General features: G+C 48.5%; 18 protein-coding genes. 14 read left to right on the plus strand and 4 right to left on the minus strand.

What is annotated here, in order from left to right; genetic code table 11:
- Positions 1–19 precede the first annotated feature (19 nt).
- The 4 genes from FJQ58_RS18555 (at position 20) to FJQ58_RS18570 (ending at position 5311) form a co-directional block, all read left to right on the plus strand.
- Positions 20–997: an ABC transporter permease gene (locus FJQ58_RS18555; RefSeq protein ID WP_139996100.1), complete on the plus strand. Its 978-nt coding sequence runs from the start codon at positions 20–22 to the stop codon at positions 995–997.
- Positions 998–1048: 51 nt separating this feature from the next.
- Positions 1049–1984 (plus strand): carbohydrate ABC transporter permease, encoded by a 936-nt coding sequence (locus tag FJQ58_RS18560; protein WP_139996102.1) that lies wholly within the window; start codon positions 1049–1051, stop codon positions 1982–1984.
- A gap of 88 nt (positions 1985–2072) precedes the next feature.
- The gene (locus FJQ58_RS18565; RefSeq protein ID WP_139996104.1) at positions 2073–3620 is read left to right on the plus strand and encodes an ABC transporter substrate-binding protein; all 1548 of its coding nucleotides are present in this window, start codon (positions 2073–2075) and stop codon (positions 3618–3620) included.
- 131 nt (positions 3621–3751) lie between these two features.
- On the plus strand, positions 3752–5311 hold the full coding sequence (locus tag FJQ58_RS18570) for an ABC transporter substrate-binding protein (protein WP_139996106.1): 1560 nt from the start codon (positions 3752–3754) through the stop codon (positions 5309–5311).
- Positions 5312–5409: 98 nt separating this feature from the next.
- On the opposite strand, the gene FJQ58_RS18575 is transcribed toward FJQ58_RS18570, so the two are convergent.
- Positions 5410–5955, minus strand: a complete 546-nt coding sequence (locus FJQ58_RS18575; protein WP_139996108.1) for a C40 family peptidase — start codon at positions 5953–5955, stop codon at positions 5410–5412.
- Between the two features lie 260 nt (positions 5956–6215).
- Here FJQ58_RS18575 and FJQ58_RS18580 point away from each other — a divergent pair, with 260 nt between their 5' ends.
- From FJQ58_RS18580 to FJQ58_RS18605, 6 genes are all read left to right on the plus strand, one after another.
- Positions 6216–6512, plus strand: coding sequence for a LiaF transmembrane domain-containing protein (locus FJQ58_RS18580; RefSeq protein ID WP_139996109.1), 297 nt, complete (start codon positions 6216–6218; stop codon positions 6510–6512).
- Between the two features lie 72 nt (positions 6513–6584).
- Positions 6585–7271, plus strand: coding sequence for a PspA/IM30 family protein (locus FJQ58_RS18585; protein ID WP_139996111.1), 687 nt, complete (start codon positions 6585–6587; stop codon positions 7269–7271).
- Positions 7268–7735, plus strand: coding sequence for a PspC domain-containing protein (locus tag FJQ58_RS18590; protein WP_139996113.1), 468 nt, complete (start codon positions 7268–7270; stop codon positions 7733–7735). Before FJQ58_RS18585 ends, FJQ58_RS18590 begins: the two co-directional genes overlap by 4 nt.
- A 1-nt stretch (position 7736) precedes the next feature.
- Positions 7737–8444, plus strand: coding sequence for a PspA/IM30 family protein (locus FJQ58_RS18595; RefSeq protein WP_139996115.1), 708 nt, complete (start codon positions 7737–7739; stop codon positions 8442–8444).
- 112 nt (positions 8445–8556) lie between these two features.
- A complete protein-coding gene (locus FJQ58_RS18600; RefSeq protein WP_139996117.1) occupies positions 8557–9540 on the plus strand; it encodes a sensor histidine kinase in 984 nt (327 codons plus the stop codon).
- A 76-nt stretch (positions 9541–9616) separates the two neighbouring features.
- Positions 9617–10276, plus strand: coding sequence for a response regulator transcription factor (locus FJQ58_RS18605; protein WP_139996119.1), 660 nt, complete (start codon positions 9617–9619; stop codon positions 10274–10276).
- Between the two features lie 20 nt (positions 10277–10296).
- Here FJQ58_RS18605 and mobB read toward each other — a convergent pair whose 3' ends face one another.
- A complete protein-coding gene (gene mobB / locus FJQ58_RS18610) occupies positions 10297–10818 on the minus strand; it encodes a molybdopterin-guanine dinucleotide biosynthesis protein B (protein ID WP_139996121.1) in 522 nt (173 codons plus the stop codon).
- A 114-nt stretch (positions 10819–10932) separates the two neighbouring features.
- Here mobB and FJQ58_RS18615 point away from each other — a divergent pair, with 114 nt between their 5' ends.
- Positions 10933–12438, plus strand: coding sequence for a molybdopterin molybdotransferase MoeA (locus FJQ58_RS18615; RefSeq protein ID WP_139996123.1), 1506 nt, complete (start codon positions 10933–10935; stop codon positions 12436–12438).
- A gap of 1124 nt (positions 12439–13562) precedes the next feature.
- Here FJQ58_RS18615 and FJQ58_RS18620 read toward each other — a convergent pair.
- Together FJQ58_RS18620 and FJQ58_RS18625 are read right to left on the minus strand one after the other, a co-directional pair.
- A complete protein-coding gene (locus FJQ58_RS18620) occupies positions 13563–14270 on the minus strand; it encodes a hypothetical protein (RefSeq protein ID WP_139996125.1) in 708 nt (235 codons plus the stop codon).
- A 135-nt stretch (positions 14271–14405) separates the two neighbouring features.
- Entirely contained in the window at positions 14406–14783 is a 378-nt protein-coding gene (locus FJQ58_RS18625; RefSeq protein WP_139996127.1) for a hypothetical protein, read from the minus strand.
- Between the two features lie 107 nt (positions 14784–14890).
- On the opposite strand from FJQ58_RS18625, the gene FJQ58_RS18630 reads away from it, so the two are divergent.
- From FJQ58_RS18630 to FJQ58_RS18640, 3 genes are all read left to right on the plus strand, one after another.
- Positions 14891–15730 (plus strand): YwmB family TATA-box binding protein, encoded by an 840-nt coding sequence (locus FJQ58_RS18630; RefSeq protein ID WP_162341576.1) that lies wholly within the window; start codon positions 14891–14893, stop codon positions 15728–15730.
- 148 nt (positions 15731–15878) lie between these two features.
- Entirely contained in the window at positions 15879–17435 is a 1557-nt protein-coding gene (gene zwf, locus FJQ58_RS18635) for a glucose-6-phosphate dehydrogenase (protein WP_139996131.1), read from the plus strand.
- Between the two features lie 39 nt (positions 17436–17474).
- A complete protein-coding gene (locus tag FJQ58_RS18640; protein WP_139996133.1) occupies positions 17475–19061 on the plus strand; it encodes a peptide chain release factor 3 in 1587 nt (528 codons plus the stop codon).
- Positions 19062–19138 lie beyond the last annotated feature (77 nt).

Consider the following 19138-nt stretch of genomic DNA (forward strand, 5'->3'; position numbering starts at 1 on the left):
AAAGAGGAGGGGGAAAGCGATGGCGAAACAAGCGCCAGAAGCGGCAGCCGCCGCTTATATTCCAAGAAGCTCTGTGAAAAAAATGTCTCACCTTCGTATTTTCCGAAAGTATTGGATGTTCTACGTGATGATGCTGCCGGCGATCGTGCTGCTGGTATTGAACAATTACATTCCGATGTTTGGAATTATTATTGCTTTCAAAAATATCAACTATGCAGACGGCATCTTAGGCAGTCCATGGAGCGGGCTCCGCAATTTTGAATATTTGTTCAAAACCTCGGATGCATGGATTATTACGCGAAACACACTGTTGTACAATTCAGGGTTTATCGTGCTCAATCTCGTGTTTCCGATCGCGTTTGCCATCATGCTGAACGAAATCAGAAGCCGGTTCCTTGCAAAGCTGCATCAAACGATCATGTTTCTGCCCTATTTCTTGTCTATGGTCGTCATCAGTTATCTCGTGTTTGGTTTTCTGAGCGATGAGCATGGTTACTTGAACAGCTCGCTGCTCCCTTCGCTGGGGCTAGAGAAGGTTCAATGGTATTTTACCCAGGAGGTATGGCCTTATATTCTGCCTATCGTGAATACCTGGAAGAGCATGGGGTACTTTACGGTCATTTATATGGCAGCCATCATCGGCATAGATGACGAGTATTACGAGGCAGCCACCATTGATGGAGCAAGCAAGTGGAAACAGATGACAAGCATCACGGTACCGCTGATTATGCCCGTAATCACAATTATGACGCTGCTGCAAATCGGTAAAATATTCAATGCGGATTTTGGCCTATTCTTCCAGGTGCCGAGAGAATCGGGCGTATTGTTCCCGGTAACGAATGTTATCGATACGTATGTCTATCGGACTTTCCTGACTGTTGGAGACATCGGACTATCGTCTGCCGCAGGATTGCTGCAATCAGTCGTCGGCTTTACGCTTGTGTTTCTGTCCAACTGGGTGGTGCGCCGCATCAACAAGGAGAACGCCCTATTTTAGGAGTTGCAATGTAAACCGTTATTATTTTGAAAAACTGTTGGAGGTGAACCTATGGAAGCAGCCGAGGCTACACAGTCGTCCGGGTCTAATCCTAAAAACCAATTGTCCGTTCCGGCTTCTCTAGGCATCAATGTATTTTTCATTATTTATTCTTTATTGTGCATAATTCCGCTGCTGCTGATCGTTATGGTATCGATAACGGATGAGTCGGCGGTCGTTCGCAACGGCTATCAATTTATCCCGTCAAAATTTGATTTGGGCGCTTATCAATTTCTGTTTAAGGATGCTACTCAAATTCTTCGTTCCTACAGCATTTCAATCTTTGTGACGATCGTGGGTACCGTGCTGAGTCTTGTCATCATGGCATTGTATGCTTATCCGATATCGAGAACAGATTTCCCGCATGCCAAGTTTTTTACCTTTTTCGTTTTCTTCACGATGCTGTTCTCCGGCGGCCTTGTGCCTTGGTATCTGGTCTACGCACAGACGCTGGATCTGAAGGATACGCTAATGGCACTTATTATGCCGCTGCTGGTAGCAGCCTTCTTCGTCCTCATAATCCGTACGTTCTTTCAGACGACCATTCCGGCTGCAATTCTCGAATCCGCGAAGATCGACGGGGCGGGCGAACTTACGATTTTTCTGAAAATCGTATTGCCTCTCTCGCTTCCTGTATTGGCGACGGTCGCTCTCTTCCAGACGCTGACGTATTGGAATGACTGGTTTCTCAGCCTCGTGTTCATTACGAAGGATGGCAATATTACCGTTCAGTACTTGATGTATAAGACGATGCTGAACATTCAGTTTCTGGCCAACAACAGCACGGCGGCAGCAGCCATTACGGCAGCGGGCGGAACGTTTAGGTTCCCTAGCGAAACGGTTCGCATGGCGATGGTGGTTGTCGGTATTGGCCCAATTATCTTCGCTTATCCATTCTTTCAGAAGTACTTTGTCAAAGGGCTTACTGTCGGTGCCGTGAAGGGCTGAGCAATCGCTCTCTGAAAATCCATTTGGCTGATGCCGGATATTCCGGTTTAGCATATAAAACCTAATTTTTAAGGGAGGTCCACCCGCTATGAAGCAAGTTAAACAAAAGACATCTATGCTTCTTCTCATGATGATGACCATCGTTCTAATTGTATCTGGATGCTCAGGCAACAACGGCAAGAACAACACGGAGCCAACGAAAGCACCAGCCGCCGCTACCGACAAACCAGTCGCTACGGAAGAAGATCCTCCTGCTTCGGATTTAAAGCCTTACCAAATCTCCCTCGTTTATCCTGGTACGCCACAGGCGGATGAGAAAAAGATCGAAGAGGCTTTGAACAAGCTGCTTACAGAAAAGATCAATGCAACGATTGATCTTAGACCGATCGATTGGGGCGCATGGGATGACAAAATCAACCTAATGGTCGCTTCGCAGGAAGAAGTAGACATCGTGTTTACTGCACAGTGGAACGGGCATGCGAAATATGTGGCTAAAGGAGCGTTCCTTGAGCTAGGCGATCTTCTTGAGCAGTATGGCAAAGGCATCACTGAATCATTGGATCCAGCTTTCATCGATGGCTCGAAAATCAATAATAAAAACTATGGGATTCCAACAAATAAGGAGCTTGCGGCAGCAGGCGGTATCGTATACCGCAAAGACGTTACCGATGAGCTTGGCATTGACATGACCAATGTGAAGACGCCTCAGGATCTGGATGCGGTCTACGCAGTTGTGAAGGAAAAAAGGCCTGATCTGACTCCACTTTATACAACTGCTGGAGCGTTTAACTCCCATTTCTTCGCCAATTACGATTTCTTGGGCGATTCGACCATCCCAGGCGCGATTCTGAAGGATAAGGATGATACGAAAGTAGTGCCGATGGAGCAAATCGACCGTTACAAGGAATTACTGAACATTACACGCGATTATTTCAAAAAAGGCTATATTAACGCGGATGCTGCAACGACGCAGGTCGCTTCGGCAGATGCATGGAAAGCAGGCACCGTATTCTCGACGCTGGAGCCTATTAAACCAGGCAAGGATGCTGAGATTGCGAGCGCTTCCGGGCTTACAGGCAAGCTTGCACAAATTATGATGAACGAGAAAACAGTTGCCACATCCGAAACCGCTGGCTCCATGCTCGGCATTTCCTTTACTTCGAAGGACCCTGCCCGCGCTATGATGCTAATTAATTTGCTGCACACGGATAAGGAAATTAACAATTTGCTTAATTTCGGTATCGAGGGCGACCACTATACCCGCAATGGAGAAATTATTACCGCAACAGGCAATACGGCCAATTATAATCCAGGCTCTGCATGGATGTTCGGCAATCAATTCCTGAACTATGTATGGGATACAGAAGATCCGGACAAATGGGCTAAATTCAAAGAATTCAACCAAAACGGCAAAGTATCGCCTGGACTTGGTTTCGTCTTTGACAGCGAGCCGGTAAAAGCAGAGGTAGGAGCGCTTGCAAACGTGATCCGTCAATATCAAAGAGCATTGGAAACGGGCTCGGTTGACGTGGATAAAACATTGGCAGAGTACGAGAAGAAGCTGAAGGATGCAGGCGTGGATAAGGTCGTAGCGGAGAAGCAAAAACAATTCGACGCCTTCCTTGCCAGCAAATAGTCCGAAAAAAAATAATGAAAACCCGCGCCTCGCGAGAGGAGCGGGTTTTTCTTGCTTGCATTTTTTTGTGTATTCTTTACAATTAAGCTAACAAATACAAATCCGATCCCAAGCTAGGGGGCCATTCGACTATGATTCGTTCGACCAGCCGTTTGATTTGCGCAAGCTTGCTCCTTTTAGCCGGCTTAATATTAATAAGCGCTTGCTCTGATCAGATTGGCACGAATAGCCCGCAAACAAGCCATGTGAATGCAGGAAATAGCAATAATCCTGTAAGCGCTTCAAATGACGGGAAGAATAGCAGCAAGAAATTGGAGCCCTACACCTTGCGGTTTGTCTATACCGGATCGCCGCAGCGCGATGAGCAGGAAATAGAAGAAGCGATGAACGCTTATCTGATTGACAAAATAAATGCGAAAATCGATCTCATGCCGATCGATTGGGGACCTTGGGACGATAAGATCAATCTAATGGTCGCTTCGCGGGAAAAGGTCGACATTTTATTCACTGCACAGTGGAATAAGCATGCGGTGAATGTGGCCAAGGGGGCGTTTCTTGAGCTGGATGGGCTTCTTGAGCAATATGGGCAAGGAATATTGCAATCGCTTGATCCCGTATTTCTGGCAGGCGCAAAGATTAACGGAAAAAACTATGCGATCCCAACCAATAAGGAGCTAGCCTCTCAAGGAGGAATCATCTACCGTTCAGACGTCGCCAAAGAGCTTGGCATCGATATGTCTGCTGTGAAGACAATTGAGGATTTGGATGCTGTTTACGAGACGATTCTGCTCAAAAAACCGGGCATGACCCCGATTTATATGAAGCTTGGTGAAACCTTTAATACGCATTATGTCGGAAATTTCGATGCGCTCGGGGACACGTCGATCCCTGGCATCATTCTGAAAGACGGAGACAGCACAACCGTAAAGCCCGCTTATGAGGTGGAGCGCTATGTGAATACCTTGCATACCACCCGCCGTTTTTTTCAGAAAGGTTATATTAATAAGGACGCCGCAACCAATCAGACGATGAACATCGATGCTTTGAGCTCTGGCGATGTTTTTTCGATTACCGGATCGTTGAAGCCGGGCAAGGATGAGGAGCTTGCGATCCAGACCGGACTGATCGGCAAGCTTGCCCAGCTTCCTTTGAACGAGAAGACGATAGCAACCTCGGAGACGGCAGGCTCGATGCTCGCGATTTCCACGACCTCTCAGGATTCAGTGCGGGCTATGATGTTCATTAATTTGCTGCATACCGATTCCTATTTAAACAATCTTCTTAACTACGGCATTGAAGGAAAGCATTTCGTGAAGATTAGTGAGAATGTGATCAGGCCTACGGAATACACGAAAAATTATAATCCTGCCGCCAACTGGATGTTTGGCAATCAGTTTTTGAATTATATATGGGAAAGCGAAAATCCACAGAAATGGGAAAACTTCAGAGAGTTTAATCAAAATGCCAAGCTCTCGCCAGGCCTAGGCTTTGTATTCAATGGCGACGCGGTTCGTGCGGAGGTAGCAGCGGTAGTGAATGTGGACCGTCAGTATCAAACCGCGCTGGAAACCGGCTCTGTCGATGTCGATAAGGTTTTGCCGGAATATGTTGAAAGCTTGAAAGCGGCAGGCATTGAGAAGATCATTAAGGAGAAGCAAGCTCAGTTCGACCAATTTCTTTCCAATAAATAAGGGGATTGAACGATCTTCTAGCTTCCATGGATATAAGTATAACAAGAGCCGGCCAAGCGGATATACGCCTAGCCGGCTCTTTAGTTATATGCAGCTTGCTAAAGTGCACTACCGCCAAAAACAAAACGGTATTCCCAGTGTTTGTTGTCAATGCTGTCTACCCGAACCCCGCCGCTTTCCTTGGAATAGGTGTTTAACATTTTGCCATTGCCTAAATAAACGCCAACATGTGTAATTACCTGCTTGGTTTTCGTAAGTTTGGCGTAGCCGGATGCTTCGGAGCCATGGTACGACATAAAGAACATGAGGTCGCCGCGTTTCAGACTGCTCCAGCTTGTCTTTACTGCTGAATGCTGCTTGATGTAAGCGGCTTGTGTCGCGGCTGTCGGTGGAAGCGTCACGCCGACGGCGTTAAATATGTGCTTTGTAAAATCTGAACAATCAAATGTTTTCGTTGTGCTGCGATTCGATCCGAATTCATAAGGCGTTCCTAAGTACTTCATTCCTGTTGCAATCATTTTCTCAACCGATGAGGATGCCGCATAGGCATGTCCTTCTATTGGAAAAGGCGCAAGGGCCGTACTAAGCAGTGTTGTTGATAATACGCATGTGACGAGCAGTTTTTTTAGGGATAAGTTTTTCATTGGCAGCGTATACACCTCCTGGACTGCTACTAACGTAACACATGGATATTAGCAGTTTAAGCTGTAAAATATGGATAACTGCCCACTTTGCCCCTAGAGGCGGGCAGTCGACTCGACTTAAGTCCAGTGCGAAAACCGCCGAAAGTCCGTTTTATAAAGGCGAAAATTGATCTAAACTAAGTACATAAGCAAGAGCAACACAAACAAGGCAACAAACAAAATGAATAAATTCTAATCAGTGAAAGGAGTTGAACTTGGAGATGAATGGAAAAAGCGCTCTTGGCGTATTGCTCGTCATCGTTGGCGGGATCGCGGTACTTAATTTTGTAGGTGTTCATTTCGGTGCTATATTAGGATTTTTGCTCCCGTTCATACTAATCGGCTTTGGAGTTGTCGGTTGGATGAACAACAAGAAATGGATCGGCGGCATTCTGGCCGCAGTTGGCGGATTGATGCTTCTCGGCAAGCTAGGTGGCATACTCGTATTGCTTCTAGCCATTGGGTTGATCGTTGCTGGCGTGAGCCTCTTTAAAAAGGATAAACGCAGAGTTTACTAATTGCTGCGAGTGAGAATAGAAGAACGAGTCGAAGATTGGTTTTGCACCGCAAAACGTTAAGGAGGACACGCAATGAGCATTATGAAGCGAGTACGCGACATTACAGTCGCTACATTAAATGAACGGCTTGAGAAATCAGAGGACCCGGTTCGCATGATTGATCAGTTCCTTTGGTCCACAAGAGAAGATATTATTCAGGCAGAGAAGCTGTACCAGCAATATGCAGGGCATAGCAATCATCTGAAAGCACAGTGGCTGCAGGCTGAGGAGCAAAAGGAAAAGCGCGAGAATCAAGCGCTGACGGCACTGAAAGCAGGCGAGGAGCAGCTGGCGAGAATCGCATTGCATGAGAAAGCAGGCTGCGAGGAGCGCTCGAGGCAGTATCGTGACCTATTTGAGCAAAGCCGCCAAAATACGCTTGATCTAGAAGAGCAACTACGCGAGATGCGCAGCGAATATCAATCCGTATACGACAAGCGTGAATATTATGCAGCGCGGATGGAATCCTTAAGGCTTCAGCAGCGCATGAACAGCCGCTACAACAGCGGTTTTGGAGATAACGGCATTCAATCGGGTACAGCATTTAGAAGACTTGAGGATCGCATTAGCGGAATGGAGCACGAAGCAAAGAGCTTGCGCGACATTCGCAGAATGGGGCAAGAATTCGTAACGGAAGCGGGTAACACCGTGCAATCCGTTATAGAACGAGAGCTTGAGCAATTAAAGCGAAAGCTTGAGAAAGAAGGCTGGTCGTCTTGAGAAAACTATACCGTTCCTCTCGCGACAAGAAGCTATTCGGCCTATGCGGCGGTCTAGCGGAAATGTTAAACGTAGATGCGACCCTGCTGCGGATCTTACTTATTGTTGTAACGATCTTTACCAGCGGCGCCGTTATTCTTATCTATATCATTGCAGGACTCGTTGTTCCTAAGGAACCGCCAGTCTACTCCAACTTTGGTCCAAACGGCTACGGCAACGGCGGCTATGGCGGTGGAGGATACAATCCCGGCTACGGTCAACAAGCGCAATCGCAATTCGGCGGTCCTTACAAAAACCCGCCACAGCCTCCAGGTTCATGGAATTCGACCGGAGCGGCTCCGCAGCAGCCAGCAGCGTCAACTCAGTTTGACAGCATGATGGATGATTTGGAGAAAAAAGCACTGCGTCGTGAAATCGAAGAATTGAAAGCCAAAATTGCTAAATACGAGAAGGGAGATTTTTAATATGGGAATTTTTAAACGCATGAAGGATATGACAAAGGCATCGGTAAATGAGGCATTGGACAAAATCGAAGATCCGATTATTATGCTGAACCAATATTTGCGCGATATGGAATCTGAGATTCATCAAGCTGAGGTAACGGTAGCTAAGCAAATGGCTAACGAGCGCCGCATGAAGCAGCGCCTGGAAGAAACGGTTCGCAGTACGGCAGACCGTGAATCGAAAGCGGAGGCAGCCCTTAGAGCAGGCCAAGAAGAGCATGCACGCAAGCTGCTTGAAGAGAAGCTGTATTTTGACCAAAAGGTAACGGAATACACAGATCTGCATGCACAGTCCAAAGTGCAAGCGGAGGAGCTGCTGCAGCAATTGCACACGATGAAGGATGAGTTCTACCAATTGCGCAATAAGCGCAACGAGCTCGCTTCCCGTGCACAGGTAGCCAAAGCCCAAAAACAAATGGCTCAATTATCTTCTAACCACACGATTGACAGCGGCTCTGCATCACGCGGCTTCTACCGGATGGAAGAGAAAATCATGCAGTTGGAAGCAGAAGCGGATGTTCTTCGCACTCCGTATTCATACAGCGGATCATCGAACACGTTCAACGCTGCCGAAGCAGAGAAACAGCTTAAGGTTGATGAGCAGCTTCAAGCTTTGAAAAACAAACTTGCCCCATCCCCATCCTTAGCTAAAGAGCAATCAGAAGAATAGGATAAGGCAATGGAATCGGCGGACCGCTTAGCGGTCTGCTCTTTCATTTGTTGGGGACATGACAGGGATAGGCAATAAGGGTTAAAATAGTACATAAAAGGAAGTGAGCCGTATGGAGCAAAGCAATAAGAACGATCAACCGAGTCATGCGGCCCGCAGACGCAATATTACAGAAACGATATTGTGGCTGCTCATTATCATCAGCTTGGTCGTCATTGTATTGCAAGGGATCGGCTATGTAGAGCTATTTACCTTGCAAGGGAAATGGGCGGTTGTTGGTCTTGCAATCGTTGGAGCAGGTTTGGCGGCAGCGGCATTAAACGGTTATTTGCAAAACTCCCGGCTAAAGGAATCGCTTAAGCGATTGACCGAGCAGCAGAAGAAGCGGAGGTTCACGGTGACGCTTAGCAATGGCGACAAGACGGATAACGAAATCTCGGAGCAGGAGCAGGTTGATCCGAGCTGGACTGAAAAGGTGAAATTTACGGCAGTTATCGAAGAGCGCCAGCGGCTTGCGCGTGAGCTGCATGATGCGGTGAGTCAGCAGCTATTTGCCATCTCGATGACAGCTACCGCGGTCAGCCGGACCATTGAGCGCGACTGGGAGCGGGCCAAACGACAAGTACAGCTTATAGAAGAAATGGCTGCCGTAGCTCAATCCGAGATGCGAGCATTGCTGCTTCACCTTCGGCCCGTCCACTTGGACGGCAAAAACTTGGGGCAGGCGCTTACTGTTCTAGTGGATGAGCTGAAGCAGAAGGTACCGATGGTCATAACCTTGGAAGTGGATGAAACGATTGTGCTGGCTCCTAATGCCGAGGATCATTTGTTTCGGATCGCGCAGGAAGCCCTATCCAATACGCTCAGGCATTCTAAAGCGGACAGAATGGAAATCAAGCTTATTCGTACAGAGAAGCAAGTGCATATGAGCTTGAAGGATAGTGGTGTCGGCTTTGATCTCGAAGCGAAGAAGCAAACGTCCTATGGGCTGCTCACGATGGAGGAACGCGTCATCGAAATTGGCGGTTCACTGCAGATGATTTCCAAGCCAGGAGAAGGTACCGCAATATTAATTTGGGTTCCTATTGAAGTTTAAACCAAGCAAAAGCAATGGATAGAGAAAGGCTGGAAAATCGTAAGATCATATAAAGGCGGTGCAAGGTGTGGAGGCAATGGAGCAATTGAGTCAGCCGATAAAGGTATTACTAGTCGATGATCATGAAATGGTGCGGATCGGACTTGCGGCAGTGCTGGATACCGAGGATGGGATTGAAGTTGTCGGAGAAGCGAGCAATGGCATGGACGGCATTCGATTGGCACAGGCGTATAGACCGGACGTTGTTCTCATGGATCTGGTGATGGACGGCATGGACGGGGTGGAAACGACTGCGAAGCTGCTTGAATTATATCCCGAATGCAAGGTTATCGTCTTAACAAGCTACCTCGACGACAGCAAGCTGTATCCGGTCATTGAAGCGGGAGCGTTCAGCTATTTGCTGAAAACGTCAAGAGCAACGGAGATCGCCGATGCGATTCGCGCAGCAGCCCGCGGGCAATCGGTACTGGAGTCCCAGGTGGCTGCGAAAATGATGAATCGCTTCCGCCAGCCCAAGCAGCAGGAGCAGGCTCCGCTGCATGATGACCTGACGGAACGCGAAATGGATGTCCTTAAGCGTGTAGCGCAGGGCATGTCTAACCAGGAAATTGCCGATCAGCTGTTTATCGGTGTGAAAACAGTCAAGTTTCATATTACGAATATTTTCAACAAGCTGGATGTCGATGACCGTACTCAAGCTGCTATTTATGCACATAAGCAAGGAATTGCTGATTAACGAGGCTTTTGTTTAATTCATTATCTATTTGTTTTATCATGCATGATGAGTTGCAGCAACTGATCCGTTTGATCAACGGGTATGGCTGGAATACCGTTGTGGGAAATTTCGCTGATTTTGGCCTCTGGCCAGTAAGCGATGGCGGCAGTATTCGTTAATTGGTCGAATAGTTCATTATCCGCTTCCGTCCGAAGGATTAGTATTTTTGGATAGTCGGCTGTTTTAAAGCCCTCAATAAGAATGACATCGGCTTCATCCATTTGAGCGATGAGCTGCTCAAGCGTTTCCGGGTGAGCTTTAAGGAGCGCTGTCCGCTTGGAAGAGGTGATGGCGGTCAAATCTGCCCCGGCTGCTTGGTGCTGCCAGGTATCACTTCCGGGCTTGTCGATTTGAAAATCATGCGCGTCGCGCTTAATGGTTCCTACAATATAACCCGCTTGTTTAAAGCGTTCGGTCAGCCGGCAAACCAATGTGGTTTTGCCGGTATTTTTGTATCCAACGACTTGGATAACAAGCTGATGGCGTGCTGATGGCGGCTGCATGGCGTTCTCCTTTATGAGCGTCCTTAATTGCCATAAGTTTAACATACATTGTAAAATGAATGCTGAATAAGCTGTTTAAAAATCGAACGAGCAGCACAGGGACGGGGGATAGGAATGGAGACGCTAGGCGGCGGTGGAACGGGTAGAGCGGATAGAGCGGATATAAGAGAGGCGAAGGGAAGCACGGATAGGAAGGTATGTGAGAGTGAAACGGGTATAGCGTATGAAAAAGATCTAGCGGGAAGTGTTGATTACGGGGGCGATAAGGGGAGATCAGGGAGCGGGAAAGCTGAGAGTATTGACAGGAAGACAGATGAGGAGAGCAACGGAGGAGTAGGTAGCGGCGAGAGTGCCTCACGGTTTAATCGTGTGGCGGTGAAAGTCGCAGAAGCGCAGCAGAGGGTGCTGGCTGCTGCGGACGGGCTGTGCCTCGGCAGCGAGCACGTGCCGCTGCTTGAGAGTGGCGGCCGAAGGCTTGCGCAGCAGATCGCTGCGACAAGCGACTGGCCGCCATTCGCGCGCTCAGGGCTCGACGGCTATGCCGTGCGCGCGGCAGATATCGCGGACGCGACGCCGGAGCAGCCGGCGGTGCTGCGCGTGGTTGACACAGTCGCGGCGGGCGGGCTCGCCCGTGCGGCTGTCGAGCAGGGCACGGCCGTGCGCATCATGACCGGCGCGGCTGTGCCTGTGGGGGCTGACGCGGTCGTCATGCTGGAGCAGACCGCGGAAGCGATGCTGGCCTGCGGCTCGGCTGCGGTGCTGATTAAGCGCGCCGCTGCCGCAGGCCAGCACATAGCGCCCCAAGGCGAGGAATTTCGCCTTGGGAGCGCGCTTGCGGGGCCCGGCACGCTTGTTCGGCCGGGCCATGTTGCGCTGCTAGGCACCTTCGGCTATGCCGAGGTGCCGGTTTGCAAGCGGCCGCGCATAGCGGTGTTTGCGACCGGCAGCGAATTGCTGCCGGTGGAGGCGGCGCTGGCGGCGGGGCAGATCCGCGACAGCAACAGCGGCATGATCGCGGCCATGGCGGAGCAAAGCGGCGCCGTGCCGATCATGTGCGGTTCGCTGCCGGATAGGCTAGATGCTGTAAGAGAAGCCATTACGAGAGCTGCAATTGAAGCCGATTTGATTGTGACAACTGGGGGCGTTTCAGTTGGCGACTTTGATGTGATGTCAGAACTGTTCCGCTCGGTTAAGCACGAATGCTCGTCTGACCAACTATTATTCGACCGCGTGGCAATGAGACCAGGCAGCCCAACTTCAGCTGCGCTCATAGACGGTAAGCTCTTAATTGCCTTGTCAGGCAATCCAGGAGCATGTTTCGTCGGTTTTGAATTATTTGTTCGCCCTGTACTGCTTCGCTTGCAGGGAGCTGAGCAGGCGCTTCCGCGAACCGTAAAGGCTGAGCTGCTTACCAGCGTCGAGAAACCCAGCCCTCATACACGTTACGTACGTACAAAACTGCTTTATGACCCGGAAGGGCGCTTGCTCGCCGATCCGCTCGCCTTCTCCAAATCAAGCATGATGGCCTCCATCGCGGATGCCGAAGGGCTTGCCGTCATTCCATCTGGCTCTAGGGGAGCCGAAGCGGGAGAGCTGATAGATGTTATCCTCATTCCTTGACCATGATGGTATACATAGGAGATTGAGATGAACCCGCTTTTAATCCGTTTGGTTCTAGGGGGAGACGGATCATTCGGGAAAGCCGATAGATGTTATTCTTGTTCTTTGGATGTTTCTAATCCCCATGTGAACATCTGCTTATTGATTGAACAGCCAGTTCGAAACATTAAAAGGAAAATATGAATTTAAATGGAGGAAAATCTGAGGGCGGGAACGAATATAAGGATATAGATAAAACATACAACTTGCTCAGAACGATAACAAAATAGCTTCGCTTTATTCTTTTCTAGAGGCATGTTGGATGAATGACTTGAGTGTTTGAAGGTTAATTTTATGGAGTTTAAAGATGTGAGTGGATTGGCAACAGGGAGACGGGTATTTCGTAACGTAATGTTCGCCTATGTAATCGAGTTCTCACCTTATTATGTTTAACTAAATCTAAGAATCCGGCTGCAACTGTGGTCCAAAAGAATGAAAAGAATGAAAAGAATGAAAAGAATGATATCCTCGCTTAGCGACGTTACCGTAATGTTTCTAACTCAACTAGATGGAATTTCTCCCGTTAAAATAGCCTCATTTGATTAAATTATAAAATAGATGGAATTTGTCCCGCTAATTTAACGGTTTTCAATGATTTCAGGCTAATCACTTGGAATTAGAAGGATAAAATCCATCTAAATGTTAAAAAGTGCTGAAATCCTCTAAAATAGTGGGAGAAATTCCATCTAAAACAAATGGAAAAAGCCATGAGCAAATGGTAAGAAGCCATGCACAAAGGTAGGCAGACCGAAGGTGAAATTAAGCTTAATTGGTTGACTTGTTTAGATAATTCTAGGAAGACAAGCATTCTGGCCGAAAAGCTTGAAGAGCAACGATAGGCTTCCAAACCCCACCTAATTAGCCGGCAGAACAGTTATTATTCAGCAAGATAAGTAACGTAGGTAGTGGAGCTAACAGTAATGTTCTCAACAAAGTAATTAGCTACTCAAACTGATTTGTATTCCGCAAGGTAAGTAACCACTCGAACAGTAATGTCCTCAGCAAGTTAAGCAGCCGCTCAAACAGTTATGCATACAAGCATCTTCAACTGTCACTCAGATAGCTGTAATGCATCACCAACACCCTTAGAGATAGCGATTTAGTACCAAGCCGATATAAGGGATTGGTGAGTAGGTTTGCATGGAGCCGAAGTAAGCCGCATAGGGAAGCGTGGATGTAAGCTGCGGCTGGAGGAGATCGAAGGTGCTTTGCTCATCTCCGTAAGCGAGCGCATATTTTAAGTCATTGAGCAGGCCGTCCGCACCAAGGAGAAGTCTTTTCATTCGATCGGATGCGGCTGGGGATAGCTGATTTGACGGCGTGCCATCCTCTCTGGCGATGACATGCTTGGAGTCCATGACCCAAGTTCCGTCGCTTGTGCTTCGGCGCAGTCCAAGTTCTTGAGCGGCAGGATGCCGTAAGGCGAGCTCAACGCTCTCCCAAAGCTCGGGCTTTAGATCATCGGCATGTTGCTTATAGATCGTTTCTTGTTTGTTAAGCAGCGTCGTAAAACGGTTTAAGCTGTCCGTGATCGGTTTGCCCTCATGAAGCTCTCTGCCTAGCTTCCAGGTTAATTGCTCGAGCTCGGATTGTGCTTGCTTGGAAGAGCTGATCCACGCGGCTGCGCTATTGGCAGCTTGCTGGTAGATCCGGCTCCATTCGGTTTCATCTTCAAACACCTGCTGAACCTCACCGTCACGGTAAGGATAAGAAGTGTAAGGACTGACAGCTTGTACAGGGACATAGGCATGGGTCCGTTCAATCCCTCGGATTGATCGTAGATTTGTGCTCATAAGCAAACTCCTCTCGTTATCCATTGTCAGATGCAGCGTCAGCATACTATAGTCCATTCAAAAAGGCTGGCGAAACCTGTCGCCCCTCTGAAAAAAACTTGCGGCGCCGCTACGGATAGCACGCCGCTTCGGTCGCTACAATAGCAAAAACAGAAAAGCAATTAGCGCAAAGTCAAGAGTAAGGGCGCCGCCCCAGGGATTATAATATTGTTGTCCGTAATAATAAGGATCATAAGGATAAGCTTGTGTCTGAGCTTGCGATTTGCTGGATTTATGCGGTGCCTCTTGTTTACCTTTACCGCCTTTTTTCTTTTTTGAAACGGCTTTCTGCGCGGGCTGGATTTGATTTAACATCGCTTCGGCTTCGCCGGGTCCCGCATTCAGCATCACCTTGCCGTTTCCGCAGGCGCTAAGTATGCCGACATGACGCGTACCGTCGTTCATAATCACGCCTACCGGATACCCGCAATAACGCTTAACTACTTCCTCATGTAATGGATAAATCTGTTCCATACGAGGATGACACCTCCTGAAATTAATCATTCCTGCAACCAGTGTATTCACCCACAGGCTAACGTGTATGGATGTATACCCATTCTGAGCGGACAGGAGCGAAAAACATGTATATTCCAAAAGATACGAAGCCAGTCAGGCGCAGGCTCTCAGCGAAGCAGCGTGCCAAACAAACGAGGATTGGCGTTATTCTGGCGATGCTTGTTATTTTGCTGAGCGCAGGCTGGGCATTGGGGCAGCAATCGAATCATGCAAAGGAGATTTCCACGGCCACGGCAGTGAAGCGGCTGCAGCATGATTTGCAATTGCTGTGGGTTTGGAGCGACGAACAACTGAGAAGCGGTTCGGAGAGCGCAGATTGGACGATTAGATGGAATGTGACAGGCAAGGAGGGTGCAATGAAGGAGCTTGTAAAGAACATGTTTACGGATGAGAAAGGAATGGTTCTGGCTAAGCTTGAGCAAAATGAAGGGAAAACCGTCTCCGGCCTCGTCCCTGCTTACGGGGGGCAGGTTTCGATTAGCCTGATTCAAGCCGGTGATCAAAAGGAGCAGCTTATGGTATTGCTAGAGACAAACCATTCCTCTCCATTGACGAAAAGCATGCTTTTGCAAGCATCCTCGGCTATTTCAGAACAGCTTGCTCAGCTGTCGCCTTCGTTTACGAGCAGCATGAAAGTACAGGGCTTTACGGAACAGAAACAGGTTGCCTCACGCATGTCCAAACTTGCGAACGCAAGCATGGTTGACCGTTATGAGGACGGAGGGACCGTGAGTGAGAGCTTTTACACAAGGATGCTTAACTCTGCAATTGCCGTCAAAAACGGGAAATCCGCGAACTATCAAGTAGCCGTGCATAAAAATACAGAAACCAACAAGACAGCTTTAACGATCGGAATACCGTTAATTTCAGGTGAATATAGCGTTTCCACAACTGATTCGCCATAAGCCGATAAGCTTAGTGCTTGCTGATTAGAATAAGTAACGTAACTTATCAGTATTTTTTATGCCTGTTGAATAGCGAATTATAGGCGAATATGCTAAACTACATAACATGTAAAGTTGCATGAAAATACATAGGGAAAGAATGAGGCAAATGACATATACGACTAATCTTGATTCCGTCTCCGCAGAAGGCGCAGTTTATTATCTGTTCGGAGCAACGGGCGATTTGGCTCGGCGCAAGCTGTTCCCAGCCCTGTTCAGTTTATATAAAGAAGGCAAGCTATCGGAAAATTTTGCTGTTGTTGGTCTTGCGAGGCGTCCTCGGACCAATGAGCAATTCCGTTCGGATCTTTATGAATCGATCGTAGAATTTTGTCGTTACAAAGCAGACGATGCCGAGCTTTGGAATCGTTTTGCAGAGCATTTCGTTTACATGTCCCTAGATATCAATGACGTCGAAGGGTTCCGCGAGCTTGGCAAATTGTCAGAACAACTGGATGAGAAATTTAACATTCCGGGTAACCGCTTGTTCTACTTGGCTCTTGCTCCATCCTTGTTTGGACCGGTCTCCTTCAATTTGCGCGATGGCGGCTTGCTGGAGTCCACAGGCTGGCACCGCGTAGTGATTGAGAAGCCATTTGGTTATGATCTGCCGTCTGCGCAGAAGCTGAATGAGCAAATCAACCAGGTGTTCAAGGAAGAAGAAATTTACCGGATTGATCATTATCTTGGTAAAGAAATGGTTCAAAACATTCAAGTCATCCGTTTTGCCAATGCATTTTTTGAGCCATTGTGGAATAATAACCATATCGCAAACGTACAAATCACGCTGTCGGAAACGGTTGGCGTAGAGGATCGTGGCGGTTATTACGACAAGTCAGGCGCATTGCGTGACATGGGTCAAAACCATATGCTGCAGATGCTGACGATGATCGCTATGGAACCGCCAAGCCGTTTGCACGGGGAAGATATCCGCGATGAGAAGGTAAAGGTGCTTCGTTCCCTTCGAAACTACTCATCAAGTGAAGTGGTCAGAGATAATGTTGTCCGCGGTCAATACAGCGAAGGCAGCCATCACGGCAAAGAGCTTACCGGCTACCGCCAAGAGGATTCGGTTAGCGAGGATTCCACGACGGAAACTTATTTTGCAGCGAAGGTGTTTGTAGATAACTTCCGCTGGGCTGGCGTTCCTTTCTACATCAGAACAGGCAAACGTCTGCCCGTGAAAACGACCGAAATCGTTATCGAGTTCAAATCGATGCCGCAAAACGTATTGTTTGCGCAGCGCCATGATTTGGCTCCGAACCTGCTAGTTATTCGCGTAAACCCGCTTGAGGGCATATATATTAAAGTCAACGCAAAAACGCCAGGCGAGAACAATTCGGTTCAGCCAGTAGCGATGGAGTTTTGCCAAAGCTGCCAAGTCGGCTTGAACACGCCGGAAGCGTACGAGCGTCTTATCCACGATGCGGCACGCGGCGATTCCACATACTTCACGCGCTGGGATGAGGTTTCCCAAGCATGGGCGTTTGTGGATCGAATCGCGCAGGCTTGGCGCGAAGATAAAGATGATTTGAAGCTGTACCCTGCCGGATCATGGGGTCCAGCAGCAGCGAACGAGCTGCTTAAAGAGGATGGCTTCCATTGGTGGCCAGTCAACGGGCAAGAGGAAGATAACGTCATTTGGGTGTCGAACAGCGGGAAATAATCGCTGCCCTATACCTTACGTAATGAAGGGAAGGCAAGCATGAGCAAATCGTTAAGTGAAGAAATTAAACAGGAAGTCGATAAGCGCCGGACATTCGCGATTATCTCTCACCCTGATGCAGGGAAAACCACCCTCACTGAAAAGCTCCTCCTATTCGGAGGAGCCATTCGGCTTGCAGGGTCAGTCAAGGCACGCAAAGCGAGCCGCCATGCCACATCCGACTGGATGGAAATTGAGAAGCAGCGGGGAATCTCGGTAACGTCCAGCGTTATGCAGTTCGATTACCTGGGCCACCGCGTCAACATTCTCGATACGCCTGGTCACCAAGATTTCAGTGAGGACACTTATCGTACCCTTACAGCAGCGGACAGCGCCGTCATGCTTATTGACGTTGCCAAAGGCGTAGAGGCGCAAACGATCAAGCTGTTCCAGGTCTGCCGCAAGCGCGGTATTCCTATCTTTACTTTTATTAACAAGCTGGACCGTGAAGGCCAAAGCCCATTTGAATTAATGGAGGAGCTGGAGCGGGTACTTGGTATCCGTGCTGTTCCGATGAACTGGCCGATCGGCATGGGACGCGAGCTTTGCGGCGTCTATGACCGGATGAAAACACAGGTCGAGCTATTCCAAGGCAATGACCATTCGACCATCGAGGTTAAGCCTGTCAGCGATTATAATGACCCGATTATTCGTGAGATGGCTGGCGATTATTTGACGGATCAATTGATTGGCGACCTAGAGCTGCTCGACGTTGCCGGCGATCAATTCGATTTTGACAAGGTGCAGGCAGGAGAGCTGACGCCGTTATTCTTCGGAAGCGCGGTTAACAATTTCGGCGTGCAAACGTTCCTGGAAAACTTCTTGCAGCTTGCTCCAAAACCGACTCCGCGCAATAGCACGACAGGCCAGGTTGAGCCAACGAATGAGAAGTTTACCGGTTATGTCTTTAAAATTCAAGCAAACATGAACCCGGCACATCGTGACCGAATTGCTTTCCTCCGCATCTGCTCTGGCAAATTCGAGAGGGGCATGAGCGTTCGCCACGTTCGCAACGGCAAGGATATTAAGCTGGCGCAGCCGCAGCAATTTTTGGCGCAGGACCGCGATATCGTTGACACCGCATATCCAGGTGATATTATCGGGTTGTTCGATCCGGGTATTTTCCGAATTGGCGATTCGTTGTCGCAAGGCGGAGAGGTTGTCTTTGACGAGCTCCCGACATTCTCGCCAGAGATTTTTGCAAAGGTAACGGTCAAAAATGCGTTGAAGCATAAGCAATACCAAAAAGGCATCGACCAGTTGACAGAGGAAGGCACCATTCAGGTGTTCCATTCCACAGGCAACTTCGACGAGACGATTCTTGGCGTTGTTGGCCATTTGCAGTTTGAAGTATTCGAGCATCGGATGAAAGCGGAATACGGGGTAGATATCCAACTGCACCGCATGCAGTTCCAATTCGCACGCTGGATCGTTGATGAAAATATTGACCCAGGCAAATTCAGGATCAATACGACGCTCGTCAAGGACAAGAAAGGCAATTATGTTGTCTTGTTCGAGAACGAATATGCGATGCGTACGGCGATAGACAAAAACCCGACTTCGAAGTTTTTGGAAACCGCGCCTTAAGGGCAAGGATATTCGCAGGTAAATAGCATCCTCGGCCAAAGGCGCAGCAGCGCCTGTGGCCGGGGATGCTTTTATGC

This window comes from Paenibacillus paridis (genome assembly GCF_006345825.1).
GTDB classification, from domain to species: Bacteria; Bacillota; Bacilli; order Paenibacillales; family Paenibacillaceae; genus Pristimantibacillus; species Pristimantibacillus paridis.